This window comes from Stenotrophomonas sp. HITSZ_GD (assembly GCF_029543105.1).
Taxonomy (GTDB): Bacteria; Pseudomonadota; Gammaproteobacteria; order Xanthomonadales; family Xanthomonadaceae; genus Stenotrophomonas_A.
Genome location: NZ_JARQXB010000003.1, coordinates 227210 through 250563, shown reverse-complemented (window position 1 = coordinate 250563; position 23354 = coordinate 227210). Strand labels below are relative to the sequence as shown.

Sequence of the window (23354 nt, the reverse complement as noted above, 5' to 3'; positions counted from 1 at the left end):
GGTCAGCTCCTCAGCAGCCCGGCGGCGGGGAACCCGCCGTAAGGAAGCGGATCGTTTTGGCCGAACCGCAGTTTGCAGCTCCCCAGCCGGCCGCCGCACTGGTCGCGGCTCGGGTCGCTGGTCGGCACGTCGTTAATGTCGGCTACCGGCGGTCCTGCATAGCCGCAGTAGGGGCCGCGGTACCCGCCGATGGTCACCCAGGCGCAAACGCCGGCGATAATCTGGCGGCGGGGCAACGTCACCTCGTTGAGGTCGATCGCAGTGGACAGTTCGAACTCGACGACCTCGCGGTCTTCACGCACCTTGCGCTCGATGAACCAGATCTCGTCCGGAAAATGCTCGTCGGGATCCGCCTCGGGGTTGCCCTGGGCGAAGTTCGGCGCATCGAGGTACTGCCTCAGCGTCTGCCTGCGGATGAGCTTCGCGCCCACCAGGTCGTCGAACAGCAGGCACATCGCTGTGATGCTGCCGTCGATGTTGCCCACGCTCAGGCGCGGGTTCGGCGGCTGGTCGCTCGTGCGCTCGAATCCCGTCGCCTCGATCGGCCACGGACCATAGTCCTGCCCCTGCCAGATGATCGGCTCGCTCTGCAGGTGGGCGTGGAAGAACAGCTGGTCGGCGCCGATGCCGCGTGCGTCGAGCTCGAACACGGTGACCCGTGCGCCGGGCTCCAGGGTCTGGATGTCGGCCAGCACGCTCACGCCGGCCACCCGCTCGTCACGTCATAGGCCTCAGCGGCCGCGATATCCGGCAACGCGTCGATGGCCTCGTGGTGCGCGCGCTCGGCGCTGAAGCACGCCTGCACGTGCACGGAGATAGCTCCGGCGATGGCCTGGATCTCGGCGAGCGTCAGTCGCGTCCAGCCGGACGCCGCCTTGAAATCGACCTCGGCGAGATCTCCCAGCTGGCCAGCAGCCAGTACCGAACTTATGCGGTTCTGGTCCTCCAGGCCGGTGGCCACCGAGACGCCGCCCACCTCAATACCGCCGGTCTCGTGCGACCAGCGCTGGGCGGTGGCTGCTGCGCGCAGACCGTCCTTCAGCGACTGCAGGGTAGCAGGCGGATCCGCCGGCTCGGCCTCATTCCCCGCGGCGAGCCAGGCCTCGTACTCATCCCACCAGCGGTGGCCACGCGGGATGTACATGGAATCCTCAATGCGTACCACGCACTCGGGATCATGAGTCAGACGGTACATTAGGGAATCTCCGCATCAGAAATGAAGTGGAAGAAGCCACCCCAACGCGACGCCGTGTTCTTCCAGTTGACTTGGAACTGATGCACGCCGACGTGGCTGATAGAGGCGGAGATCAGGCTTCCGTCGTCCTGCCCCACAGTGCCGGCGGAACTGGTCAGACCTGTGCCCCACAGCGCAACGGCTGGGGCTACCCGCTTAGTGACCTTGAACGGTACGGACACAAACATGTCGGCATTTACTGCACTGCTAATGCCGATAGAGAACCGTCCTAGGTTGGAAAGCGTGCCTGGGAATACATCGAGCTGAAAGCTCTTTTCGCAGTAGCGCTGGCACAGCACCAGCTCTACGCCAAGAGGACGAACCTCGAAGTTGCTGGGTACCGTTCCGCGCTCTAGCTGCACTTCACCGATGTACAGCTGGCCAGACTGCGCTCCAAGCGAGCCGTTGCGGGCGCTGTAGGAGCTGCCGCCGGAGAACCACAGCACCATGCTCAGGCAGTGGTTGGCGTTACCGATAGTTTTTCCGGCCGTGCTGGGCAATGTCACTTGCCCAGAAATGTGATTGATGCCAGCCGCCAAGGTGAACTTCTTAGGGCTGATGCCGGTTACCGTAGCAGAGCCGCCCGTACCGAACTCCTGCAAAAACTCCACGGCGATCTGCCGTCCCGCTGCGCCAGCATTGAAGACCGTTGCGCTAAAACTGACCGTCTGACCGTTGAACGTATTAACGTTCTCGATCTTCTGGGTCATGATGAAAAAGTGGTTCGTGCCGTCGCTGTTTCCAGTGTTGTTCACACTGCAAGCGAACGCACCCGTCTTGAAGTTGGCATCGCCAGCACCGACGACATACGCTTGGATACCCGCACCGGTGAGCGCATTGAAGGCGCAATTCCAACGATCCGGCCCGTAGCCGGTAACGGTGAACGGACCCCAGCCGCGCTGCCAGAAATCGAAGTTGCCGTTGATGAGCTTATTCTTTCCCAGGGCCAAAGCGATCGCCGACTCAATGACGTCAACTCGCTCATCAAGGGAGGTGCCGGATCCATCGCCCACCACGAGGCCATAGAGATCGTTGAAGTTCTCTTCCGCCTTCGCGAAAGCCTGCCGCGCGGTATCGCCGTCGGTTCCAGCGGGCGGCGTGCCGAGTTGGATGTGCTGCTGTGCCATGGGTGTCTCAGGGCTGGAAGGATTGCTGGAAGGTTGCGGAGAGCGTGAAGATGCCTCCGCCGTTGTCGCTGGCGTTGTAGCCATCGCACTGGTAGAGGCCCTGCGCCGCAAGCGGTGGCTTCCACAGGAAGGATTGGCCCACGTGGGCGTCCAGGAAGGAGGCGACGGCCTGGATAACGGACTCGCGGTCGGTGAAGCTCACCTGCCATTCGCGCGAGATGGGGTTGATCCCGTCGGCGCTCGACTGGCTGTAGCCGTCGCCGAACTGGGCACGGCTCACCTTGCCGGCGGCAGTGCCGCTGCTGCTCTGCGCCGTGGGGCGCCAACCGAAGATGTCAGCCATCAGCGAGCCCTCGAAGCGCTGAACATGCCGCCGGGGCGCTGCTGCTGGATCAGCACCTCGACCACCTGCGCCTTGATGAGGCCGGCGAGCTGCCTGGCCTGCGTGTCTGTGCTTCCGGACACCTCGTCCTGGCTTCCGCCGCTATCCACGGTCACCGCGATGTTCACGACTGGCGAAGCGGCAGCGCCAGTCGTGCGGCTTGCCGCAGAGATCGGCCGCACGGTGCCGTCGTTGCCGGGAATGAGGTAGCTGCGTCCGCCGGTACTGAAGATTTCCGGCTTGTTGTTCTCCCCGACCTCATAAAGCGAGGACCGGGAGACAGGTCCGCCCGCGGCGCGCCCACCACCGAAGCTGTAGCCGGCGCCGTTGTTCAGCCAGTCGGTATTGTTGCCGAAGCTCTGCGCGCTGTAGGTACCCGACACGCCTCCCGCGCTACCGGTGAACGCGCTGGCGACCATGTTGACGATGCCCACGATCGCTTGTTTGGCCGCGATGCGCGCGAGGTCTGCGATGATGGAATTCGCCAGGTCGGTGAAGGACAACTTACCGGTCTGGACGAACTTCACGAAGGCATCTTCCGCGCCCGTGAACGCGTTCTCGAGCAGGTGCTGCGTCTGGCTCGCGACGTCGCCTGCCTGGGCGCGATACTCCTCCCATGCCGCGTTCGCGCCGTTGCGCCAGTCGCCCATCATGGCAATGCGCTCAGCCTGGTACTCGCGCTCCGTTTCCAGCATGTCCGCCAGGTGCCGCTCGGCGTTGGCCTTCTGAGCGTCCCAGCTGTCCTTGTCCGCCGCCACGCTGCGGTCGCCCAGGCGCTTAAGTTCGTCCTCATAGGCGCGGCGAATGTCGAGCTGCCTACGAAGTAGCTCCGAAGCCTCGGAGCCGTGCCCGATCTGGACGAGGTCCGCCTCGTTGGCCCGCCGCTGGTTCTCCGATTGCTGAGCGAAGATGGCGTTCTGGCGCGCCAGCGCCTCCTTCGCCTTCTCCTGCTTGGTGTAGCTGTCCGTGAGCGCTTCGCTGGTCTCCAGCTCGGGCAGGATGGCCTTGAGCAGCGCGCGGGAGCTCGCGGACATCTGGTTGTTCTTGTCGGCCAGCATCTGCTTGGCCTGGATGGCCAGCTGATCGCCGGCCGTCACCTTGTCGCCGGTATCGCGCAGCTGCTCGTTTGCCGTGATCTGCCGCTGGATCGACTCCACCAGCGTCTGCGCGCTGTTCGAGTCTGCTTTGGCCTTGGCCGCCGCGGCGTTGCCGGCCGCCTTGTCGGCGTACTTCGCCTCGATGGCCGCGACCTGCGCGGAGATCTCCGCCTGGGTCTTGCCGAGCTTGTTGCCCAGCTCCCGGGCGTCGTTGATCTCCTTGCGCTTCTTCCCTTCCTTGTCGAGGCTCTGCTGGGTGAGCTGGGTCCACTCCTTCTCCAGCTTGATCTGGCGCTCGACCTCGGCAGAATCGACGATAGCGCCGGACGCGCCGCTGCCGGGCGAGTGCTGCGGCCGGCCAGCGATGCTGGCGTCGGCGGGATTCTGCGCCGCAAGGTACTTGCGCCCGTACGCATTGAGCAGCTGCAGCTGCTGCAGATTGCCGATGGGAAGAAGGTCGCTGAGGCCCTGTACGCCGGTGCCACCCAGCTTCATCGCGGCCACGCGGGCGAGCAGGTCCGCGTAGGTCTTGACCTCACCGACCAACTGGCTGGCGTAGTCCGTGGCCTCGCGCCAGAGCTTGGTGGTGGCGGGGAGCGCGGCTTCCGACCGGCGCGCGACCTCATCCAGGTGCTCGGCGTAGATGCGGACGCCTTCCGATGCGGCATCCTGCGCGCGGCCCTCTTCCTCGAGCTGCCGGATGCGGTCGATCTGGGCCTGCGTCAGGAAGTGCTCGGCCTCGTTTAGCTTGAGCAGCGCCTTGACCGGGTCGTTGGCGATGTCCTTGAAGCGGTCGATAGTCGTGTCGATCGCCTGGCCGGCGCTGGCCTCCATCCGCGCTGCGGCGGTGGCGACCAGGTCGAACTGCTGGCCGGCGAAGCGCCCCGATTCGGCCACCGCCCGCACCGCATCTGTGGCGCCGCCGCGCGTGACACCGTCAAGCTGGTCCAGCTGCAGCGCCAGCGACTGCAGCTGGGTGACTGACTTGCCTGCGTAGTCGCCGGTCAGGATGAGCGCGCTCTGGAAGGCCGCCTGCTCCTGGCGGGCTGCGTTCCACGCCAGCGCCAGCGCGCCTATGCCGGCCACCGTCAGGGTGATCGGGTTCACGAGGCCCGCGAGCGCCGTGCCGACGCCACGGATCGCCAGGCTGGCGCTGCCGAACTGGTCGCGGATCTGGCCACCCTGCTGCAGCAGCACCAGGCCCAGGTTCTGGCCGCCGGCCAGCTGGGTCACGATGTCGGTGCCCTGTGCGGGCAGGCTGCGCAGGGCGGCGCGGTACTGGCCGGAAGCGGTTGCCGCCCCCTTCATCGACTGGACCTGCTTGTCCAGCAATGCCGTAAGGCGAGCAGCTTGGTCACCGCTCGCCTGCTGCGCGATGCGCCAACGGATGATCTCCTCGCGGTCCTTGCCGAGGGTGGCGATCTGCCGCTCCAGCGCACGAATCTGTCGCGTCGTGGCCTGGACCTGCCGCTGGCTACCCTGCTCTACCTCCGTGGTGAGCGAGGAAACCGACTGCTTCGCGCGATTGATGCCGGGCTCGACCTTGCTGTTGTCGATCTCGATTTCAATTCGGGCGGTGCCAATGCTCTGGTCTGACATTGGGAATCCTTCGTGCAAAAAAGAAGCCCGCCAGATGGCGGGCTTTGTTGAGCCGCTTCTAGGGCGTCTCTACGGCTTGTCGGAAGCGAGAGTACTCGGCACTTTTATCGAGTAAATGGAACACTCGGCAGCTATCATCGCCACCGCGCCCATGCGCACCTGCTCCTCGTTAGCTCCGGTGATCGCGATCTTCACCTGCTCTCTCACCTTCGCAGCAATCTCATTCCGAGTCTCGGCGTCGGCAGCGCCTCCCAATCCAGTCGATTCCAGCGCCTTTCCTGTAAGGCCGGAGGCGCCTGCGAGACCGCTGAGCCCTGCGATCGTGGCGGCATTGGCCGATGCATTCGCAGCCGCAAGGGCTGGGACCACGATCGAACCAGCAACCAGTCCAGTCAAATAGACACCCAGTGCCCACTTCCGCTGGGTGCGGGAGCTTGCTTCGAACGAGGATAGGCGTCTGTCACAGACGGCCATCGCCTGCTTAAGGGCTTCCTCCACTCGCCGATCCTCTTCCTGCTGCTCTTTGGATCGACCCTTGTCGAGCGAACCCACGCGAACCGTGCGCAAGTCGCCGCCCGAAACCCCTACCGTTGAACACCCCGCACAGAATAGAGCCACTAAGCAAACGCTGGCAGCAAATTTTCTGTTCATTCCTTTCCCCTGTGCAACAGGCGTCATGCCTGCCGTGCGGCCTATCTACCACAGCTGAGCGGGCCGTTCCATCGCCCCGGAAACGGCGCCTCAAGCTTCGGCAAGAGCTCGAAGCGCAGCCGCCTCAATTACGGCCAGCGCGCCCATGACCTCGTCCCGCTCCTGGCCGGTGATCCCGGCGTGGGCCATCTCGTTGAAGACGACGCCGTAGTCCAGGCCGATAGGACCGCCCGCGCCGCAGCGCCACTGGTTGGAAATGCGCCGGAACAAGTCCACAGCGCGGTGGTTCTCGGGCCAGAGGTCGACCACCGGGGCGACGTAGTGCTTCGGCTTGAAGCCGGTGCCTTCGAGTTCGGCGGCGGTCGGGACGCGGAAGTACAGCGCCCCGACCGCCTCGATCAGTTTTTTTCCAGCGCCACCGTGCGCGCGCGCCACCAGGCTTCGATCAGGCCCTGACTGATGCCCGGGTGCTCATCCTCGAAGTCGGAGATGCCATCCACGGTCAGCGGATACTCCGCGTCCCAATCGTCGATCAGCCACAGCACCAGCTCGCCAATCGTGCCCTTGTGCTCGCGGTATTCCTTGCTGGTGTGGTTGACGAACTTCACGTTCAGCGCAAACTTCTCCGCCGCGGAGCTGAAGTTCAGCTCCGCCGGCAGTTGCCTGGGGGCCTCGCCCTTGCGTACGGGCATCAGACAGCCTCCACCAGGGTCGACTCGCTCAGCGCGGTGAACGTCATAGTGTTGCCCATCGGCGTGTTCGCCGCGATGGTCGGGTCGCCGTCGAAGGACATGTAGCCGTACCAGTACAGCACATCGCCGCCCGGGATCTTGCAGCGCAGGATGATGGGCTCGCTGCGCGCGTCGACCGCCTTCGCCGCCTTGTACCAGGGCAGCTTCGGATCGTAGTAGGTGGGCAGGGTCAGGGTCTTGGCGTTCTTCGTGGTGGGGATCGAAATCTGCCGGCCGGTCGGATCTTCGAGGAGGGTGCCCTGCCAGTACTGCTGGTCACCCCCAGACGAGGAAGGGTCGCCCTGCTGGGTGTAGTCCACGAACTCGCCGGCGATCAGCAGGGTGCCGGCGCCGCTGGTGCCGGGGAAGAGCACCGAATCGGAGGTGTCGGCGCCCAGCAGGGGCAGCGCGCCCGCAACTTCCTCGCCCGCGACCGCGACCTTGTTGTTGAGCAGCGGCCAGCCAGCGAGCTGGATAAGGACAACCTCGCCCTCATCAACCTCGCCGGTGGCGACGGTGGCAACGGTCGGATCGGCCTTGGAGAATGCGGTCGCCGCGATGGCGCTGGAAAGCACCGACGCGAAACCGAACTGGATGCCCTTGGGGAGCTTCAGTGCCATGGGAAAACCTCGCTTTGGTCAAAAAAAAGCCCGGCGCGACGCCGGGCGGTGGAGAGAACTGCTCAGGGGTCGGGGTACCAGAGTCCGAAGTCCTGCCGGGCCCCGTACTTCTTGATCGCGTCCTCGTAGGTCGCGGTCAGCGCGCCGATCACTTCGGACTTCGGCAGGCTCGTGCACAGCACGCCCTCGATGGCGCGCATCAGCGTGTTGGCCTCGGCGCGGCTTCCCGCCCAGAGGGTGATCTGCAGGCGCGCGTGCTTGTGATCAGGCATCGCGCCCTCGGCGAACCACAGGCCGCGGCCGCCGACCTGCTGGTAGACGCCGCAGGGATAGGTCGGATTGTCCGGAAGCACGTCGGCGTAGAACCGACCGCTCAGCAGCGGCGCGACCAGCCCATGCAGCAGCGGCTCATACGGCATCGCCTTCACCCTCCCCGCTCAGAAGCTCGGCCAGGCGCTTGCGCCCGCGCGCCGCGGCGATCTCCGTGAGACGCGCCAGGGTCGCCTCGTAGGCGGGCCGCAGGAATGGGTACGCCGGAGTCCACACCGGCGCCGGCAGCAGCTCCGTGGTTGCGCGCCACTTCCCGTCCTCGCCGCGCACCAGCACGTTGGTGCGCCAGTGGCCGAACTCCAACAGGTGGCCGTGCGGCGCCTTCTTGCTGTTCCAGCTGATCTGGTAGACGACTCGCGCGTCGCTGGACTCGCCCTCGCGGTAGGCCAGGTAGATCGAGTCGCGCAGCGTGCCGTCGTCTACCGGCGCGCGGGCCTTTGCCTCGCCGCGGACGGCCTGGCCGGCGGCCACGCCCATTGAGCGCGCCACGCTCGTGGTCATCTCGCCCAGGTTGTCGAGTCCGGCGAGCGCACTGGACAGGTTCACCCGGCTAGCCATTGTTCCCGCCCTGCTCGGCCAGGATGTACGCGCGCTCCCGGTCCTTCAGGTCGCGCGTGACGCCCTTGATGTCGAACACCAGGCCGTCGTGGACGATGCGCATGCCCTGGTCGATAGCGAGCGCCTGCGCGGTCTGAAAGCGCACGAGGAAGCTGTAGCGCGCGATGGACGCGGGCACATTGCCCTGCAAGCTGGAGCGAATGGCGCCCATGCCGGTCTCGTTCCCGATGCCGGCCCACACCTCGCCCACCAGCGCCCACTCCTCGATAGGCTGGCCCCAGCCATCCGTCCCGGTGCCGCGCCGCTCGATGCGGATGCGGCGGTTCAGCTCGCCGGCGGCGATGCTCACCTCAAACCCCCAGCCCGACGCGGTACGGCCACAGCAGGCTGTGGGCGCCCATCGGGATTTGGACCGCGGCGGCGCCTTGGCCGGTCTGCACGTCCTCGCGCGTGCGGTACAGATGGCCGAGGATCAGCAGGATGGCGGCAACCACCGGCTTGGTGACCACCATGGGATCGTCGCCAGCGACCTCGTCGATCACCGCGTCGGCCAGCGCATCGGCGTCCTTGAACACACGCCGGTTGAGGAAGTCCTGCGCGGCCTGCTCCGCGGCGTCGGCGTATACGGTCAGCATGTCGTCGTCGCCGGCATCGGCCCGGCAGTGCTGCCGGGCCTGCTCAAGGGTGATCAGGTCCACAGATTCAGGCCTGCGGCTGCTCGAGCACGGCGATGCGCGCGGTCAGCGCCTCGACCACCGTCTTGCGCTTTTTGCCGGCCTCGGCCTGCTCGGCCGCCAGCGCGGCGCGGCCCAGCTCGACGTCCGTCACGGCGTCCAGGCTGGCGATGACCTCGGCAGCCGTGCCCGAGACCAGCTGCTCGCCGGGGGTCGGGCCGTCGACGGGCGGCGCGGGCGACTGGACGTCCGTCACGGCGCCTTCCTTGACCAGGTCCGCGGAACCGGTGTCGATGAAGTACTGCCCGCGGCTGCTGTCCATGCGGACGGTCTGTCCGGCGCGCGGATCTGGGTTCTTGAACTTGATGAGCATGGGATACCTCCGAAAGAGGAGAGGCGCGCCGAAGCGCGCCCCTCAATGCCACCTGCGGACAGGCGGCGCTGCGATCAGGCCACGTTGCCCAGGTCGCCGTAGATGAAGGCCTGCGGGCGGTACACCGCCAGCGCCAGACGCTCCTCGGCCAGGATCGTGACCAGGTTCTTGACGAAGTCGTCCTCGTTCTCCGTCGCCACCTCGACGCGGGCCTGCCAGCGATCGAACACCTGCGCGCCCAGGCGGAAGGCACCGGTGAGGAACTTGTCCACCGCGATGGCCTGGGTGGCCACGACCGGACGGTTCCACAGGCTGGCGCCGATGACGCCCTGCGGGTTGCCGATGATGTAGCGGCCGGTGGTGTCCTTCAGCAGCTCGACGCGCGCCCAGTCCGTCGGGTTCAGCACGATGCCGGTGGCCGGGTACTCCGCCAGCTCGGCCTGCAGCATCGCCAGCCGGATCTGGTCGATCACGGTGACGTCGCCCGGATCGAACGGCGCGGCGTACGCAGTGGCCTGCGGGATGATGCCGAGCAGGTTCTGGCCGGTGCCGTCGCCGTTGAGCAGCTGCTGCTCTTCCTTGAAGGCCAGGCCGTAGCGCAGGCGGCCGTCGATGTAGCTCTGCAGCTGCGAGGCGTCGTCCAGGATCTGGCGCGAGGCCTTCACGAAGTGCGCGATGACCTTGGCGCTGGTGTTCACCAGGTCGAACTTCAGGGTCGACTCGGGCTTCTTCGCGCCCTCGGCAACCATGCCGGCGTTGTTGGTGAAACCGGTCTCTTTCACGTACTCCAGTGTGCTGCCGTCCATGCGGCCAGGAGTGATCAGGTCGCGCACCGTCATGCGGCGGTCCGGCGGCGCGATGATGCCCGGCAGGCGGGTGGTCTGGACCAGATCGCCGGCAGCGCCGTCGGTGTCGGTGGTGATGCTCGTGATCGCCGCCTGGAACGTCATATCCACTCGGCCGCGCGGGGTGGTCTGGCTGCGGAAGGCCTTCCACTGATCGCTGCCGATGAACTGCTCGCCGAAGGTCTGGTGCTGGACGTCGCCGCCGGCGCCGTTCGCCTCGATCTTTGCCAGCTTCTGCTCGGCGCCCTGCAGGTTGGCCTGCAGCTCACCCTGCCTCATCAGCAGTTCGTCGACCTTGGCCTTGGTCTCATCGGCCAGCTTTGCATGAGCCTTGATCTCGCTCTGCGCCTGCTCGGCCATGGCTTTGACCTGGTCGCCGATGCGCTCCAGCTCGGCCTTGATGCCTTCGGGCAGTGCGGCCATGACCGGGGCGGCCATCACGGCACCGGCGTGATCCGAGTGCAGCAGGTGCTGCACCAGGGTGGCAGCGCCCGCGTCGAAGGTGAAGAACAGCGCGACGATCGCGGTGATCGCCAGCAGGTAGAGGTACTTCTTGGTGTTCATGGTGTCTCCGTTGGTTACTGGGTGAGGGAAAAGCTGCGCAGCGCGGCGGCGAACGCCTCCTCGCTGGGTACTGCGCCGGCGTCGTCGCCGGGTTCGGTGGGATCTCCCTCACCGCCGCCAGCCGGGTCACCCGAGCTGGTCTTGATCTCGCTGATGAGGCGCATCGCCTCGCTCTTCGGCATCCCGCTGGCGCGCAGCGCCGACTCAATGCGGCGTACGGCAGAGGCGCCTGCCTTGCTGGCGCCCTTTTCGACTTTGTCGGAGGGCAGAAGCTCGTCGGCGAAGCCGTCCTCTACCGCGGCCTCGCCGGCGATCCAGGTCTCGCGGTCCATGAGCTTCGCCATGGCCGTGCTGTCCTGGCCGGTCTGCGCGGCGTAGATGCTGGCCATCGCGTCGTCGAAGGGCTTGAGGGTTGCGGCAACCTCCTCGAGGTCGTGCCGGTTGCCCACGGCCATGACCCAGGCGTTGTGGATCATCAGGAACGCCGCGCGGGCGATCTGGATCTTGTCGCCGGCCATGGCGATGACCGAAGCCGCGGAGGCGGCCAGGCCGAGGACCTTCACGGTCACCTCGCCGTCGTGCTCGCGCAGCAGGTTGTAGATGGCCAGGCCTTCGAACATGTCGCCGCCGGGCGAGTTGATGTTCACGGTGACCGGGCCGGCGCCCATACCGCGCAGCGCTGCGGCTATGCGCTTTGCGGTGACGCCATCGCCGGTCCAGTAGTCGTAGCCGATCACGTCGTAGATGCTGATGCTGCGCTCGCCCTCGCTGTCGGCCGCGGCGCGCACGCCCGCGTTCCAGCGGTCAAGGGCGCGCGGCTGCAGCTGACTGCTGACGCCGGCGCACGGCCGACCCTCCGGAGCACCCGGCAACGTCTTGATGGTCATGAGGATCAGTCCTTCTGGTCGTCGGAGAAGCCCAGGAACGCAAGGATCGCGGCCCGGGCCTGGTTGGCGTCGGTGCTGGTGCCGATTCCGTCCAGCGTGGTCATGGCCGACTGCACGGTGAGCACGGCAGCGTTGCCGCCCATGGCCTCGCGGTCCTCAAGCTCGCGCACCTCGTCGCGGGTCAGGATGCCGTTATTCACCATGGCGGCGTAGAAGGCCGCGCGGCCGGCGCTGTCGGCGCGCAGCAGGCCTTCCACGTTGAACTTCGGGTAGTACCGCAGGCGCTCGCCAGGAGTCAGTAGGTCCTTGCTGATGCCCTGCTCGATCCGACGCAGCCAGGGGCCGAGCGTGAAGGTCAGGAAGCCGATCATCTGCTGCTCGATGCCGGTACCCCAGCTGGTCGACTTCTCGGTATGGCCAACCATCCACGGTGGGACGCGGAACCAGCGGCAGATGGACTCGACCGAGAAGCCGCGCGATTCCAGCAGCTGAGCGTCGGACGGGTTTACTCCCAGCGTACCGGCCTCGGTCCCGCCTTCCAGCAGCGGTGCCTCGCCCCGCTCGATCGAGCCGACGAGATTGGCCTTGAACTCAGCGCGCTGCTTCGGGTTCAGGAACGCGCTGACCTTGTAGTAGATGGTCTGCAGCAGACCGTTGCGAAAGGTCTGCGCAGCAGCCTTGTCTGCTGCCATCGCGTTGCCGAAGACCTTCGCGCCGTAGCGGATCACCGAGACGCCATGCTGGCCGTCCAGCGTAAAGCCCGGCAGGGTCCAGATCCGCGAGGCCGGAATTACGCGAGGCGTCCCGTCCTGCTTCAGGTACCGGTAAATCTTGTTACCGCGCTGGTCCCGATTGATCGTGAGCTTGTCCGGATCGAGGAGCATCAGGCCGATCAGCCGCGGGCCGGCGTACAGCTTCTCCGCGCGCCCGTTCCCGCGCAGCAACATGGCCACCACCATCGCTTCCCAGAACACCGCTGCCGTCGATTCGTCGTTCGGCTGGTCATGGATGACGAAATGCAGCGGGTGCTGGCTGGCCACGCGCTTGCCTGCCGAGGTGCGCTCGTACATCGACAGGGGCAGCGTGGCGATGGTCTCGGAGATCAGACGCACGCACGACCAGACCGCGTCGAGCTGCAGCACCGTCTTGGCCGTGACCTCCACGCCCGCCTCGCTGGCCAGCACACGGTCCGCGTACAGTTCGCTGTCACGCAGCGTGAACGAGCGCACCCAGCCATCCACGGCGGCGCGCACGCGGCTGACGATGCCGCCGGTCGGCTTGATCTTCATGCGCGGCCTGCCCTCACCGGGTTGCTGAGCCAGTCGTCCATACAGCCTTGTCCTTCAGGGTTGAGCGCCATCAGCGACACGGCGTTGAAGAGAGCCATCAGTGGGTCGATCTTTGCCGAGCCACTGACTTGCTTCGTGATGGTGATGGCATTGCCAGTCGGCACCACCTTCGCGTTGCCGACGCACCACGCCATCATGGGCTGTCCTCCGTGGATGAGCGACCCGCCAGCCAGCGCCCGTTCCGCGGTCTTGATCGCGCCGTTGAGCTTCCAGCCTTGCGACACGGCCACAATCTGCTTCATGTCCACGCCACGGTCTTCGGTGGTCAGCTCATCGACGATGGCACCAATGCCCGCCGGGTCAACGCCGATGGCGTGCTCCTCCGGCAGTAGCCCCGCATCGAGCACCTGGCAGATCACGTCCGCAACCTGCTGCACGTCCAGCCCTGGCCGCTGGACGATCGTGAGGTCGCCGTCGCGTTCGAAGTCGCGCAGGCTCGACACCACGTCCTTGCGCCGCTCCAGCACGATCTCGTGGGCCCATGCGTGGCACCAGGCGACCCACCGACGGGTCTGGCGTTCTCGGCCAAGGGCCGCCAATCCCAGGAGATCGTCCAGGCCGCCGCCGTCGATGCCGAACGTCACGACGTCGCACCGCTCAATCAAATCCTCAATGGACAGCGCGCGATCCGCCCGGCACTCCCAGAAATCTGCGCCGGCCCAGCGGTCCGAGCGAAGGTTCTGGCCGACTTCGACGTTGCCATGCTTGGCCAGGAATCCGCGCAGCGCGTGCTCGCCTTCCTGGTCCGCCTTTATGTACTCGCGGCGCAGGTACTCCGCGTCTACCGATATCCCGAAGTTCGGGTTCACCAGCCGCAGGTTCTCCAGCTTCAGGTGCTCCCCCGAGGCGACCATCTCCGGCGGATGCTCGTAAAGCACCGGCAGAGAGGTCACATCGACGATCAGTCCGTCTCGGATCGACCGCATCCGCTGCAGGTCCGCTTTGAAGACGCCCGCGGGCGGCTCATCCGACTGGGTGCTCAACTTGATCACGATGCCTTCCGGGCGTGAGGTCAACCCGCCGGTCGCTTCGCGGAACATCGCATCCGTGTTCGCTTTCTTGCCGAACAGCCACTCCTCGTCGATGAGGACCCAGCTCGCCTTGTTGCCGCCGACCGTGTCGCTATCGGCGGCCAGCACGGTCAGCGTGGCCTTGGTCAGCCGGTGCGTGATCGTGCGGATGTGGTCCTGCACCTGGAACAGCTCGACCAGCTCGTCGTCCGCCTTGATCATGTCGCGCGCCGGCGCGAAGGCGTTGTTGGCGATCTTGATGGTCGGTGCCAGGATGATCATCTCGGCGGACATGCGCCAGTTGAGGATCATCGCGGTGACCATGATCCCGGCCGCCAGCGTGGACTTGCTGTTCTTCTTCGGGATGAGCATCAGCACTTCCCGGATCAGCCGCCGACCGGTCTCCGCGTCATAGGCGCCGAAGATGGCCGCCACGAAGTCGAACACCCACTGGTCGCAGGCCTCGCCAAACGTCGGGCTGCCCGGCGCATCGACGATCCGCAGCTGCTTGAAAACCCGCAACGCCTCCTCGGCTCGATCAGGAAAGATCGGCGGCGGGATGATCGATGCACCCGCGCGCAACCGCGCCGCCCAATCCGGGCAGGCGGTGGAATACGTAGGAACCACGTCAGTTCATCCGCGCCCGGGGCGGGGCGGTCGGCGCGAACCGCCCGCCGACCTTCTCCGCGGCCTTCTGCCGCTCTTCCTTCTTGCCGCCCTCGCCCTTCTTGGCGTGTGTGTACTGCACGGCGGCCACCGCCGCCTTCACCTGGATGGCATTGGCAGCAGTCTTGCCCAGCGCGATGTTCTGCAACAGGGTCAGCATGTCCTGCTCCTCCTGCTCGACGGGCTGCTCTTTCGAGCGCTTCAGAGCGCCGCCGTGCGGCTGAGCTTCCAGCTTCACCGCCACCGAGGTCGCCGCCTTCGGCTTGGCCTTGGTATTTGCTGATTTCGCAGCCTTCGCCGGGGTGGTCATCTTGGGCTTCCGACCGGCGCCAGGCCTTGCGCCGCCTGCGTTCTTCCGCGGGCCGCCGCTCTTGCCCTTCACGCCTGCCATTTGCTGATTACCTCACTGAAAGGGGGATTTTTTCTCTGCATGAGAGGACAGCCGGTCTAGCTTTTCGGAACCGCGCCGACTTTCGACCCACCCCTCCCGGGTCGGCTCGGGGTCGTGCCGGGGGGGGCGCTGGATGCCCGCAGTCGGCCCGTGGTGGCGCGCCCAGCCGAGCGGTCTGCTGCCTCCTGCCGCTGCTTCGTGCCGTCGTGGCAGGGCTTGCAGAGCGCCTGGTGGTTCGACGCCGACCAGAACAACTGCTGGTCCCCCTCATGCGGCACCACGTGGTCCACCACCACCGCAGCCTCCACCCGGCCTGCGGCCTCGCACATCACGCACAGCGGGTGCTGCGCCAGGTACCGCAGGCGGTACTGCTGCCACTGGTAGCCGTAGCCACGCGCCGTGCTGCCCTGCTTCCCTGCCCTCCAGCTATCCGAGTTGACCGTGGCCAACCTGCTGGGCACCTGCTGCAGGCGCGAGGGAACGGTGTGCAGGCGTGCCATCAATGGTGGGCCTGCAGAGGTTGGTCGACGCTGGCATGCGACGAGCGTGCGTGCGGAAACCTGAGGACGTTTAGCGTTGTGCCTGCCACGTACCCGCGTCCGCGCGTCCCGTAACACTCCCCTACTTCGAGCAGTTCAATGTGGTCGCCCTTCTGTCGGAGTGCACCATGAACCCCACACCCGTAGAAGCGCTCCGAATTCTGGCCCGTATACAGGACCGGCAACCCATCTCCGAGGCGCATCAGGCGTGGGCCGTTCGGCTGGGCTTCGCCACCCATGTACCTGACCACCCACTGGCGCTTACGCAGGCTGGGACGCTTGCGCTGAAGCACTGCCATCTCTAGCGAGCTCCCTCGCTGGGTGCGACCGGCCCAACTCGATCGGCCTCGATCACGGCCTGGGCTGCTCGGACTTGGTCGTCGGCGTCTCGGGCGACTCGAACAAGAGCGCCCGCGACCTCTGCTCGTAGTTGGGCGCCCGCATCACGTTCGACGGCGCCGGCGACGGCTTCGGACAGGCGGGCGGTGTTGCAGGTGGCAAGGTCGTCGCGCAGCCGGAGATTGCCAGTGCGCAGGTCATCGACCACAGCAGCAGGGACAGCCTCGGCTGCCCGGCGGTCTTCTTCATGCTTCGCTCCGATGTCGGCCAGCGCGGCCGCCTGGGTGTGTTCGGTGGTGCGGACTTCGTTGACCTGGGCCAGTGCGGCCGTGCCCGACTGGAACTGCCGCTCGGCGTCCGCCTTCTCGGCTCGGTCCCCTCTCCAGGCCCAGCCAGCGCCGAAGGCGGCAGCCGACCACACAACGAAGGCGACCACCGCGATCAGGATCCGGTTCACGCTCAGCTCCCGCCGGCCTGGCGCCGGCTGGTGATGTTGAAGAAGTAGCCGACCACGCCGCCGAGGGCGGTGTTCAAGCCGCCCAGCAGCAGCGAGAAGGCGTCCCGGTTGCTGTCCGGGATCGCCACCGTGATCAGCGCGGCCATGGCCATGCCGTACATGAAGAGGATCAGCACGGCGATGCCGATGCGGCCGGCGCCGGCGTTGCGCGTGGCCCAGCTCATGCCGCGCCCGCCAGTGCGTGGATCTCGCCCAGCGCCCAGTGGTACAGGCTCTGGTCCACGATCGTCACCCTCGTCAGCTGCTTGCCGCGCACCGTGCGCTGGGTCACCTGCGTGGACTGCTGAACCGCCAGAAGCACGAATGCCACCCGCTTCTGCAGCGGGTCCCGCTCCTGGAGCACGTCCAGCGCGTCCTGGACCATCGTCCGGATCGTGCCCAGCACCTCCGCCGTCGGCGTCTTCGTCTTCTGGTCCAGGACCATCAGGACGCCGCGCAGCTGGCTCTCGGCCGGCAGCTTGGCGGGCTTCTTCCCCGACATCAGTTGTCGCCCGCCGCATAGCGCAGGTTCCCGGCCACGCGGCGCGTCCAGCCGCGGCCGAAGGTGTCGAACGTGCTCAGCTTGGTGTAGAACTCCAGCCGCTCGGCATTGAACAGCAGCACCAGGTCGGCGGGCTGGGCGCGTGCCACCGCGGCCAGCGTGGCAGGGCCGATGATCCCGTCGTCGGCGACGCCGGCGGCGCGCTGCAGCCAACGCACAGCGTTCCCGATCCCGTGGTTCACCGCTGCATCCAGCGCCTGGAAGGCGAACGCCTGCGGCAACTTGTCGCCCTGCACGCGCGCCCAGAAGTCGCGGCGGTAGATCTCCACCGCATCCTCGCGGGTCAGCGCCCGGATGTTGAGCTGCGGGTAGCTCCGCTTGCTGATGCCCCACTGCGTCTCGCCGCCCGGGTCCTTCGGGTCGTTGACGTAGCCGCCCTCGTGGGAGAGGACCCGGCCGATGAACTGGTCGAAGCTGCTGGCCATGGTGCCTCCGGCAATAGGTGCCCGTCCTGCGGTCCAGGTGGTCCGAGGGTAGATTTGGCGAGAGGATGGGCAAAGAAAAAGCCCCGGCTGGTCGGCCGAGGCTCGGTTCACTTGCGATAGTAGGAATCTACGTCCGAATGTGCGGGGGCAGCAACCCCGCACCAGCTACATGCGCTAATTCTCGGAGAACACAGAGTCGAATGACCAGCGGGCTAGGCCGCGCGAAGCTCAAAGCCGTAGCACCTAGACGTCCAGGTAGCCAACAATGCAGCTGGTCAGCTGACCGACCAAGGCTTTGATCAGTCGTGCTGGCAGCAGAAGAGCGAGCTAGGTGAAATAGTCACCGCCCTAGGACAAGCTGCTCACGGCACACGAAATCATCAGGACCTTCTTTCCTTCTCGGCCCGCTCCGCCCGCTCCTTATCGCACTGCTTTTCCCACCGCTCGACGAGAGGATCTAGCGCACTAAACGCAAGTGAGTCCTTATCCTTCGATTGCACCTTTCGAACATAGGCCTCAGCTCGCCGATAGATGGACGGGACATGGGTTCCAAGCGAGTCATAGAGCAGATGGTCATCCAGATCGTTCTTCTCGATGCCCACCGCCATGAACTCGTAAAAGTTGAGCATGTAGCGAATTGCGAGAAGCGCTTCGATCTTGGAAATCTCTTGCTTCAGTTCAGCCTCAGCGCCGCCCCCAGCATCGTGCCCCTTAACCACCTGCAGGAGCGCCAAACGATCCTCTCTCTCGCGCAACTGCACCCAATTTGCAAGTGACGCGTCATCGTCCGTTAGCTGGGTACCATGCGGAAAATACCGGTTGATCGCTTCGGCCCTTTGCAGGAACTCCTTGCTGGTGCGCGTCTGCATCAGCAAGTTCCATGCGTTATTGGTCCGATGGGCTTTCGCTGTTGCTTGAAAATGAACGTACCAGCCCAATCCGGCGGCCCAGGTCGCAGCAATGACTGGTGGGATATTCAGAAGCTTATCGACCCCGAGCGGACCAGAGTCAGGACCAGCCGACATCTGTCCGAAGGTCATGAAATACGCAAGGTAAAGCAGAGTTAGCGTGACAATCAGCAAGACCACTGACCAGAAACAAACCTGACCAATGCTCTTGGCACCCCTATCAGCGCATCTGCGAACGGCGATTGCCATCGTGACGACGAAGGCGCCGCCGATGATCAGGAAAACCCCAGGCTTGTATTCTTCGTAAGCTGGATAGTCCGCAATGTCGAGCCCAAAGCACAGCGCAATAAACATGGCGATCGCTACTAATGCGAAAGCCATCGGGCCACTGATGTGACTCATCACCGCATGCGGATTCCGTTCCACGCTTTCCCCCTGAGACAATATAGAAGGGCCCCTTCCGGGGCCCCTTTGTGCGATTAGCAGTCGCCTTCGCCTTGATCGAACATCTTCATGGCTGGTTTCCTCTCCTAGTGCCCAAAGGGACTTCAATCTTCAGGTCGGACCGCCCCTGATGGTCCGACGCGCCCATGCTCGCACTATGTTGGACTGCCTGCAATTGGCCTCTTTGTCCTGGGTTGAGCGTCGTTAATCTCACGCACCAAAGAGACTCCGCAGGCCTGAGGCCAGGCCGAACGTCCGAGGGCTAAACGAAACGCGTCGGCGGCATCCCGTTCAGCTTCCTGCATCCGGCGAAGCATCCATTCATAGACCCCTCTCCAAGCCTCCCGGTAGCTGGACTCATCACGCCCAATCGCAGCCGCCCTACCCCTGTCGCTGAGCGGCACAGTGCCGTACCCCGAGCAGGTCTTGCACGTCACCAGGAGCTCGCAGGCCATCGCCTGGCCCCGTCCCTCGCAAGTCGTACAGTGGTTACAGCCCGCGATCTCAGCAATTACGGCGGTGGCTAGGGTGGGCAAGGATTCCAGGGTCGACCGTGGCCAGCACTGCCGCTTGATATGGCCCAGGCGCTCGGCCGCGCGGTCACGCTCTGCACGTTGCTCCGCGGTCACCGTGCCCGACCAGCCCATGCAGACCTCGGCCAGACCAACCTCCGTTCGCGCATCAGCCAGCCGGCGCTGCTGGCGCTGCAGCTCAGGGGCGACCAGCGCGATCACTGCATCCCTCAGCCGATGGCGGCGAAGGGCAGCGCCATCCGGCCACCAGCAGGCCTCCAGAAGCTCGCGACCCAGGCCAGCCGGCACCATGGCCAGCGCCGCGGCGATGTCCTGGTTCGTCAGCGCCGGCGCGCCACCGCCCTTGCCGATGTCGAACTTGATCGTTTGCGGATTCAGCCGCGCCAGCAGCTCTCGTACGTCAGCCATGGTTCCCCTCCCCAGTCAGTTGGCCTCGGGCCGATTTCATAGTCCGCACCCAGCGATACGCCGTCGCTCGATGCATTCCCCAGCGGTCCATCAGCTCCTGCGGCGTCGGCACCCGATGCGGGTACGCCTCGGCCAGTCGGAATGCCAGTTCGGCACCGGCGATCACCGAGGTGCGGGGGCCGCCAAGCTCGTCCATGAAACCGGGCTTCATAGCAGCGCCCCTGCTGGCGTGATCCGCACGACCACCACGCCGCCCGGGCGCACCTCGTCCTGCAGGCGCGGATGGCTGTAGAACCTGCTGTCGTCGATGCCCAGCGCCTGCGCCAGTCCGTCGCGAGCAGCCTTGAAGCTGGCGAGCATTCCGTCATCGTCCCGGCGGCGGCGGTCCGGAGGGTAAAAGTCGACCCAGAGATCCAGGCGTCCCTCGGGAAGCAGCGCGCGTCGCCAGCCGGCCTGCAGGGCAAGCGCAAACGCCGCCTCACGGGCCGCCTTTGTGGCCTTGGCCTTCTTGCCCCAGTGCGTACGAGCGTTTGGATGCAGGAGCCGGTCCGGCCACGGGAGTGTCACCGAAAGCATCATGCCGCCCTCCAATAAACGGGCAGAACCTCTACGCGACCGCCCCGTGCCTCGAACTCGGCAACGGTCTCCACAGGTCGAACAGCGCGCGCGCCGGCAGCGGGCGCTGGAATGTTCGCTGCGCCCAGCCCTACTCTGGCCAGCCGCGGTTGCCGAGCTGCAGGCCGTGCTTTCGCCGGTCGCCGGCGGGCGCGCTCCAGCTCGCGCACCCGCTCCGGATGCCGGGCTCGATACCGCTGGGAGGCTTGGCGCTGGTACTGCCGAAGTTCGTCCGGACTCAACGGCTGACGCAGTACCTGGACCTTGCCCGTCGAGCGGTAGCGGCTGTGCAGGCGCTCTCCGGACTGGCTCACGTAGCCGGCCGCCACGAGATCCCGCGTTGCCCATGCGACGCGCTTCCGATCCTTCCCAGTCACGATGCCCAGCGCGGCGCAGATGTCGGCCATGCAAAGCTCGTCGGAAGTCGCTTCGAAGACGGCGCGCACCCGGGCGCCGATGCCGGTCTTGATGCTGGTGGTCATGCTGCCTGCCTCATTTCGATGATGACGGTCTGCTGCTCGATCAGTTCGTCGTCGGCGCCGTAGGTCTCGTGGAAACGCCTGGACCCATCCATGAGGCTCGGACCGTATCGGTCAGCGGTCTCGCGGAATGAGAGGCCGTGCATCGGCTGGTGCCGGTGGTGCCAGACGCACAGGGCAAAGCCGAAGGCATGGCCGCGGCGGCGGTTGCCGCTCTTGCAGTGCTGGTAGTCGCAGCCGTAGACGACGTGGGCAGCGGCGAGCCTCCCATGCAGGTTGAGGACAAGACAGGCCATGCAAGGACCGGCCTTAGACGCTTCAATTCGCGCCGACTCGACAGCGTTAGGCGGCGGCGCAGAGCTACGCATGGCCCCTCTCCCGCTCCAGCCGCTCGGCCTCGGCCATGTAGTGGTCGTGGCGGCGCTGGCACGCGTCCGGCGTCTCCCACGGATTCTCCAGCGCGCGCAGCGCGGCCTGACGAAAGTCCGAAGGTGTCGGCTTCAACGCGATCACCAGCTTCCCTTGCCGGGCCTTACTCGCCATCGCTACCCCCATCGAAGGCAGCGCTCAGCTCGGCAGCGGCGCGCTCCATGGCAGCGCGCGCCTTCGCTCTGTCGGACACCAACGGCGCGCGCATCGGCTCGTGCGCGATGGCTTTCGCCGCCGAAGGCAACGGCTCCCCAGCCTGCACCAGCCGCAGCGCCTGCTCGTAGGCGTTCTGCACCAGCCGATGCTGGTCGCGGCCATCCCCTGTCCGGTAACGGTGCAGGTCCAGCTTCGACCACACCAGCACTGAGAACGGCGAGCGGTCCTGCCCCGGGCCCAATTCGGCCTCCACCTGCGCGAGGCTGGGTAGCCCCAGCGCCAGGATCCGGAAGCGTGCCGCGTTGGGCGGGAACTCGTGACCGGATCGCTGGGCTGCGGTGATGCCCGCGATGACGTGTCGCGGCGTCAGCCCGGAGATCGCCTCTGCCCAGGCCTTGCCCGCCTGGGACAGCTCCCCCTCCCGCATCGGGCTCAGTCCGTACTGGCTGGCCCAGGTGTTGCCATAGATGCCGAGCATCGCCTCCCACAGCGCGCGCAGCGCCTCATGGAGTCGTGCCGACTGCTCGCCATTCGACGTCGACGACGTCACCGGCAAGTTCTCCGGCGTGACCGCCGCGGCCCACGCCTGCACCTCGGCTCGGGCCGTCTGCGGATTCACGGCGCTGGTGGTCATGCTGCCGGGCAGCGCGGTCTGCAAGGGATTCGCCATGGTGGTTTCCGTGGGTGCTGGTGCTGGAGGTCGGGGTGACCGGCAGGTGCAAGCCGGCGCGGATCGTCTGCCGCAGCGATTCGTTGAGGTCATGGCCTTGCGCTTCGAGCTCGGCGAAGCGCGGAAGCAGCTCCAGCCAGGAGCTGATCGACCAGGTTCGCCGGCCCACACGCCGGTGACGGACGAAACTCGCCAGCACTTCGCGATCGAGGTTGGCCGGAATCCGGGGCAGGCCAGCGAGCTCCCGCTCGATCGCATCCGGCGAGAGGCGGCCGTCGTCGTCGCGCGCATGCGCAGATGACGGTTCCTTACGGTTCCTTACGGTTAATGACGGTTCCGTGTCCCGTTTTTGGGACTCTTCACGGGAAAAACGGGACTGTTTGGCGGGAAAAACGGTACTGTTTGCCTCCGTTTTCGGAACTGTTCCGTTTTCGGAACTGTTCCGTTTCTCCCCGCCCTTTCCGCCGTCGTCGGACCACATGAAATCGGGACCTCGCAGGCGGTAGACGATCACCTGCCTGGTGTCGCCCTGCCGCTTGCCGCTGTCCTCGATCAGGCCCCACTCGCGGAGCTTGGCTAGGTTCGAGACGACGGTCTTCCGGTCCTGTCCCGTGGCCTCGGCCAAGTAAGCCGTAGACGGAAATGCGAGCCAGCTGTCGCCGCTGGCACAGTTGGCCAGAACCACCAGCACGAACTTTGTCGACGACTGGCGGATGGGCTGCTTTAGGGCCCAGGTGATGGCCTCAACGCTCATGGCCTCGAACCCCCCAGCGGATGCCGCGCCGCTTGGTTGTCCTGCCAATGGTTGAACGCGCGCGCGATGCGGCGCTGCGAATGCAGACGGCCTGAGTAGCGCACATCCGCCACGAGTACCTCTCGAACTTGGGACGGCTCGGCACCCAGTGCCAAGGCGATCTCGGTGACGTTGCAGCGCTCAGTGGCCAGCGCGCGAATCTGCGCGGCCCGGCTCACGGCTTCACCTCGGCGGCGACCGCGGCCTTGAGGCGCTCGACCGTTCTGCGCTGATAGAAGAGCTCCTCGGACAGGCGGACGCGGCGCCACTCGCTGCTGCACGAGGCCAGACGCCCGCACAAGTCATCCAGCCGGTGGGTAGCCAGCTCGAGCTGGACCTCCAGCATGGTCTTGGGCAGACGGGGCTCAAGCGGGGCCATCGGCGGGCCAGCGACGTACCTTTTAAAGTCTCCTCGCCTCACCAGGCAGCCCTCCCCGTCAGGCGCCGAACGAGGCCGGCCCACAGCCAGC

General features: G+C 66.0%; 33 protein-coding genes. All 33 read right to left on the bottom strand.

What is annotated here, in order from left to right; genetic code table 11:
• Positions 1 to 2: 2 nt before the first annotated feature.
• A complete protein-coding gene (locus P6166_RS04690) occupies positions 3 to 701 on the bottom strand; it encodes a phage minor tail protein L (RefSeq protein WP_277763356.1) in 699 nt (232 codons plus the stop codon).
• Positions 698 to 1195 (bottom strand): DUF4376 domain-containing protein, encoded by a 498-nt coding sequence (locus P6166_RS04685; RefSeq protein WP_277763355.1) that lies wholly within the window; start codon positions 1193 to 1195, stop codon positions 698 to 700. The genes P6166_RS04690 and P6166_RS04685 overlap by 4 nt, the downstream gene beginning before the upstream one ends.
• Positions 1195 to 2361: a hypothetical protein gene (locus P6166_RS04680; RefSeq protein WP_277763354.1), complete on the bottom strand. Its 1167-nt coding sequence runs from the start codon at positions 2359 to 2361 to the stop codon at positions 1195 to 1197. Before P6166_RS04680 ends, P6166_RS04685 begins: the two co-directional genes overlap by 1 nt.
• A 7-nt stretch (positions 2362 to 2368) precedes the next feature.
• Positions 2369 to 2704, bottom strand: coding sequence for a phage tail protein (locus P6166_RS04675; protein WP_130318244.1), 336 nt, complete (start codon positions 2702 to 2704; stop codon positions 2369 to 2371).
• Entirely contained in the window at positions 2704 to 5439 is a 2736-nt protein-coding gene (locus tag P6166_RS04670; RefSeq protein ID WP_277763353.1) for a phage tail tape measure protein, read from the bottom strand. Before P6166_RS04670 ends, P6166_RS04675 begins: the two co-directional genes overlap by 1 nt.
• Before the next feature lie 69 nt (positions 5440 to 5508).
• Positions 5509 to 6090, bottom strand: coding sequence for a hypothetical protein (locus P6166_RS04665; protein ID WP_277763352.1), 582 nt, complete (start codon positions 6088 to 6090; stop codon positions 5509 to 5511).
• Positions 6091 to 6180: 90 nt separating this feature from the next.
• The gene (locus P6166_RS04660; RefSeq protein WP_277763351.1) at positions 6181 to 6525 is read right to left on the bottom strand and encodes a DUF1799 domain-containing protein; all 345 of its coding nucleotides are present in this window, start codon (positions 6523 to 6525) and stop codon (positions 6181 to 6183) included.
• Positions 6489 to 6782 carry a hypothetical protein gene (locus P6166_RS04655; RefSeq protein ID WP_277763350.1) on the bottom strand — a complete coding sequence of 98 codons (294 nt, stop codon included), beginning with the start codon at positions 6780 to 6782 and terminating at the stop codon, positions 6489 to 6491. Before P6166_RS04655 ends, P6166_RS04660 begins: the two co-directional genes overlap by 37 nt.
• Positions 6782 to 7441, bottom strand: a complete 660-nt coding sequence (locus tag P6166_RS04650; RefSeq protein WP_277763349.1) for a phage tail protein — start codon at positions 7439 to 7441, stop codon at positions 6782 to 6784. Before P6166_RS04650 ends, P6166_RS04655 begins: the two co-directional genes overlap by 1 nt.
• A gap of 62 nt (positions 7442 to 7503) precedes the next feature.
• On the bottom strand, positions 7504 to 7860 hold the full coding sequence (locus P6166_RS04645; RefSeq protein ID WP_277763348.1) for a DUF3168 domain-containing protein: 357 nt from the start codon (positions 7858 to 7860) through the stop codon (positions 7504 to 7506).
• On the bottom strand, positions 7850 to 8329 hold the full coding sequence (locus P6166_RS04640) for an HK97 gp10 family phage protein (protein ID WP_277763347.1): 480 nt from the start codon (positions 8327 to 8329) through the stop codon (positions 7850 to 7852). Before P6166_RS04640 ends, P6166_RS04645 begins: the two co-directional genes overlap by 11 nt.
• Positions 8322 to 8678: a phage head closure protein gene (locus P6166_RS04635; RefSeq protein WP_277763346.1), complete on the bottom strand. Its 357-nt coding sequence runs from the start codon at positions 8676 to 8678 to the stop codon at positions 8322 to 8324. The genes P6166_RS04640 and P6166_RS04635 overlap by 8 nt, the downstream gene beginning before the upstream one ends.
• A 1-nt stretch (position 8679) precedes the next feature.
• Entirely contained in the window at positions 8680 to 9027 is a 348-nt protein-coding gene (locus tag P6166_RS04630) for a head-tail connector protein (RefSeq protein WP_277763345.1), read from the bottom strand.
• 4 nt (positions 9028 to 9031) lie between these two features.
• Complete coding sequence (locus tag P6166_RS04625; protein ID WP_277763344.1) at positions 9032 to 9376, bottom strand: hypothetical protein; 345 nt, start codon at positions 9374 to 9376, stop codon at positions 9032 to 9034.
• Between the two features lie 74 nt (positions 9377 to 9450).
• A complete protein-coding gene (locus tag P6166_RS04620; protein ID WP_277763343.1) occupies positions 9451 to 10785 on the bottom strand; it encodes a phage major capsid protein in 1335 nt (444 codons plus the stop codon).
• A 14-nt stretch (positions 10786 to 10799) separates the two neighbouring features.
• A complete protein-coding gene (locus P6166_RS04615) occupies positions 10800 to 11672 on the bottom strand; it encodes a head maturation protease, ClpP-related (RefSeq protein WP_277763342.1) in 873 nt (290 codons plus the stop codon).
• A 5-nt stretch (positions 11673 to 11677) separates the two neighbouring features.
• Positions 11678 to 12961: a phage portal protein gene (locus P6166_RS04610; RefSeq protein ID WP_277763341.1), complete on the bottom strand. Its 1284-nt coding sequence runs from the start codon at positions 12959 to 12961 to the stop codon at positions 11678 to 11680.
• Positions 12958 to 14658 (bottom strand): terminase large subunit, encoded by a 1701-nt coding sequence (locus P6166_RS04605; RefSeq protein WP_277763340.1) that lies wholly within the window; start codon positions 14656 to 14658, stop codon positions 12958 to 12960. Before P6166_RS04605 ends, P6166_RS04610 begins: the two co-directional genes overlap by 4 nt.
• Position 14659: 1 nt before the next feature.
• Complete coding sequence (locus P6166_RS04600; protein ID WP_277763339.1) at positions 14660 to 15007, bottom strand: hypothetical protein; 348 nt, start codon at positions 15005 to 15007, stop codon at positions 14660 to 14662.
• 921 nt (positions 15008 to 15928) lie between these two features.
• Positions 15929 to 16423, bottom strand: a complete 495-nt coding sequence (locus tag P6166_RS04590; protein WP_277763338.1) for a lysis system i-spanin subunit Rz — start codon at positions 16421 to 16423, stop codon at positions 15929 to 15931.
• A gap of 2 nt (positions 16424 to 16425) precedes the next feature.
• Positions 16426 to 16647, bottom strand: coding sequence for a hypothetical protein (locus tag P6166_RS04585; RefSeq protein ID WP_057643407.1), 222 nt, complete (start codon positions 16645 to 16647; stop codon positions 16426 to 16428).
• Positions 16644 to 16964 (bottom strand): hypothetical protein, encoded by a 321-nt coding sequence (locus P6166_RS04580; RefSeq protein ID WP_130318230.1) that lies wholly within the window; start codon positions 16962 to 16964, stop codon positions 16644 to 16646. The genes P6166_RS04585 and P6166_RS04580 overlap by 4 nt, the downstream gene beginning before the upstream one ends.
• Positions 16964 to 17449, bottom strand: a complete 486-nt coding sequence (locus P6166_RS04575) for a glycosyl hydrolase 108 family protein (protein WP_277763337.1) — start codon at positions 17447 to 17449, stop codon at positions 16964 to 16966. Before P6166_RS04575 ends, P6166_RS04580 begins: the two co-directional genes overlap by 1 nt.
• 380 nt (positions 17450 to 17829) lie before the next feature.
• Positions 17830 to 18759, bottom strand: a complete 930-nt coding sequence (locus P6166_RS04570; RefSeq protein WP_277763336.1) for a DUF4760 domain-containing protein — start codon at positions 18757 to 18759, stop codon at positions 17830 to 17832.
• Positions 18760 to 18956: 197 nt separating this feature from the next.
• Positions 18957 to 19742 carry a hypothetical protein gene (locus P6166_RS04565; protein WP_277763335.1) on the bottom strand — a complete coding sequence of 262 codons (786 nt, stop codon included), beginning with the start codon at positions 19740 to 19742 and terminating at the stop codon, positions 18957 to 18959.
• Between the two features lie 207 nt (positions 19743 to 19949).
• The gene (locus P6166_RS04560; protein ID WP_277763440.1) at positions 19950 to 20318 is read right to left on the bottom strand and encodes a hypothetical protein; all 369 of its coding nucleotides are present in this window, start codon (positions 20316 to 20318) and stop codon (positions 19950 to 19952) included.
• Complete coding sequence (locus tag P6166_RS04555) at positions 20318 to 20839, bottom strand: hypothetical protein (RefSeq protein ID WP_277763334.1); 522 nt, start codon at positions 20837 to 20839, stop codon at positions 20318 to 20320. Before P6166_RS04555 ends, P6166_RS04560 begins: the two co-directional genes overlap by 1 nt.
• The gene (locus tag P6166_RS04550; RefSeq protein ID WP_277763333.1) at positions 20836 to 21204 is read right to left on the bottom strand and encodes a Ref family recombination enhancement nuclease; all 369 of its coding nucleotides are present in this window, start codon (positions 21202 to 21204) and stop codon (positions 20836 to 20838) included. The genes P6166_RS04555 and P6166_RS04550 overlap by 4 nt, the downstream gene beginning before the upstream one ends.
• The gene (locus P6166_RS04545; RefSeq protein ID WP_277763332.1) at positions 21197 to 21349 is read right to left on the bottom strand and encodes a hypothetical protein; all 153 of its coding nucleotides are present in this window, start codon (positions 21347 to 21349) and stop codon (positions 21197 to 21199) included. The genes P6166_RS04550 and P6166_RS04545 overlap by 8 nt, the downstream gene beginning before the upstream one ends.
• A 19-nt stretch (positions 21350 to 21368) precedes the next feature.
• Positions 21369 to 21971 carry a hypothetical protein gene (locus P6166_RS04540; RefSeq protein ID WP_277763331.1) on the bottom strand — a complete coding sequence of 201 codons (603 nt, stop codon included), beginning with the start codon at positions 21969 to 21971 and terminating at the stop codon, positions 21369 to 21371.
• A complete protein-coding gene (locus P6166_RS04535; RefSeq protein ID WP_277763330.1) occupies positions 21925 to 22845 on the bottom strand; it encodes a helix-turn-helix domain-containing protein in 921 nt (306 codons plus the stop codon). The genes P6166_RS04540 and P6166_RS04535 overlap by 47 nt, the downstream gene beginning before the upstream one ends.
• Positions 22842 to 23063, bottom strand: coding sequence for a hypothetical protein (locus P6166_RS04530; RefSeq protein WP_277763329.1), 222 nt, complete (start codon positions 23061 to 23063; stop codon positions 22842 to 22844). Before P6166_RS04530 ends, P6166_RS04535 begins: the two co-directional genes overlap by 4 nt.
• Positions 23060 to 23230: a hypothetical protein gene (locus tag P6166_RS04525; protein WP_277763328.1), complete on the bottom strand. Its 171-nt coding sequence runs from the start codon at positions 23228 to 23230 to the stop codon at positions 23060 to 23062. The genes P6166_RS04530 and P6166_RS04525 overlap by 4 nt, the downstream gene beginning before the upstream one ends.
• Positions 23231 to 23354 lie beyond the last annotated feature (124 nt).